Origin of the sequence: Streptomyces sp. BF23-19 (genome assembly GCF_041106355.1) — a bacterium.
GTDB classification, from domain to species: domain Bacteria; phylum Actinomycetota; class Actinomycetes; order Streptomycetales; family Streptomycetaceae; genus Streptomyces; species Streptomyces virginiae_A.
The window spans coordinates 1,650-3,245 of record NZ_JBGBPT010000173.1 but is presented as its reverse complement, the minus strand read 5'-3'; the positions used below and the strand labels follow the sequence as shown (position 1 = coordinate 3,245).

Genomic DNA, 1,596 nt, shown 5'->3' with positions numbered 1-1,596 from the left:
GGGTGGCTGGTCGTTGTTTGAGAACTACACAGTGGACGCGAGCATCTGTGGCCAAGTTTTTAAGGGCGCACGGTGGATGCCTTGGCACCAGGAACCGATGAAGGACGTGAGAGGCCGCGATAGGCCCCGGGGAGCTGCCAACTGAGCTTTGATCCGGGGGTGTCCGAATGGGGAAACCCGGCAGTCGTCATGGGCTGTCACCCACTGCTGAACACATAGGCAGTGTGGAGGGAACGAGGGGAAGTGAAACATCTCAGTACCCTCAGGAAGAGAAAACAACCGTGATTCCGGGAGTAGTGGCGAGCGAAACCGGATGAGGCCAAACCGTATGCGTGTGATACCCGGCAGGGGTTGCGCATACGGGGTTGTGGGAATTCTTTTGATCGGTCTGCCGGCCGGTCGGCGAGTCAGAAACCGTTGATGTAGTCGAAGGACATGCGAAAGGTCCGGCGTAGAGGGTAAGACCCCCGTAGACGAAACATCAGCGGCTTGCTTAAGAATCTCCCAAGTAGCACGGGGCCCGAGAAATCCCGTGTGAATCTGGCGGGACCACCCGCTAAGCCTAAATATTCCCTGGTGACCGATAGCGGATAGTACCGTGAGGGAATGGTGAAAAGTACCGCGGGAGCGGAGTGAAATAGTACCTGAAACCGTGTGCCTACAAGCCGTGGGAGCGTCGCCGTTGTTCTTCGGAACAACGGTCGTGACTGCGTGCCTTTTGAAGAATGAGCCTGCGAGTTAGCGGTGTGTAGCGAGGTTAACCCGTGTGGGGAAGCCGTAGCGAAAGCGAGTCCGAACAGGGCGATCTAGTTGCACGCTCTAGACCCGAAGCGGAGTGATCTAGCCATGGGCAGGTTGAAGCGGAGGTAAGACTTCGTGGAGGACCGAACCCACCAGGGTTGAAAACCTGGGGGATGACCTGTGGTTAGGGGTGAAAGGCCAATCAAACTCCGTGATAGCTGGTTCTCCCCGAAATGCATTTAGGTGCAGCGTCGTGTGTTTCTTGCCGGAGGTAGAGCACTGGATAGGCGATGGGCCCTACCGGGTTACTGACCTTAGCCAAACTCCGAATGCCGGTAAGTGAGAGCACGGCAGTGAGACTGTGGGGGATAAGCTCCATGGTCGAGAGGGAAACAGCCCAGAGCATCGACTAAGGCCCCTAAGCGTACGCTAAGTGGGAAAGGATGTGGAGTCGCAGAGACAACCAGGAGGTTGGCTTAGAAGCAGCCACCCTTGAAAGAGTGCGTAATAGCTCACTGGTCAAGTGATTCCGCGCCGACAATGTAGCGGGGCTCAAGCGTACCGCCGAAGTCGTGTCATTGCAGCAATAGGGCCAACGCCCGCTGTGATGGGTAGGGGAGCGTCGTGTGCCGGGTGAAGCAGCAGCGGAAGCTAGTTGTGGACGGTTCACGAGTGAGAATGCAGGCATGAGTAGCGATACACACGTGAGAAACGTGTGCGCCGATTGACTAAGGGTTCCTGGGTCAAGCTGATCTGCCCAGGGTAAGTCGGGACCTAAGGCGAGGCCGACAGGCGTAGTCGATGGACAACCGGTTGATATTCCGGTACCCGCTTTGAAACGCCCAATATCGAATC

Annotated in this window: 1 other annotated feature (cut by a window edge). The window is 56.8% G+C overall.

From position 1 onward, the window contains the following. The first annotated feature begins 49 nt into the window (after positions 1-49). Positions 50-1,596: a sequence feature (mutual gap in cmsearch alignment for this rRNA model is longer than 100), on the top strand; it runs 1,601 nt beyond the window's last position.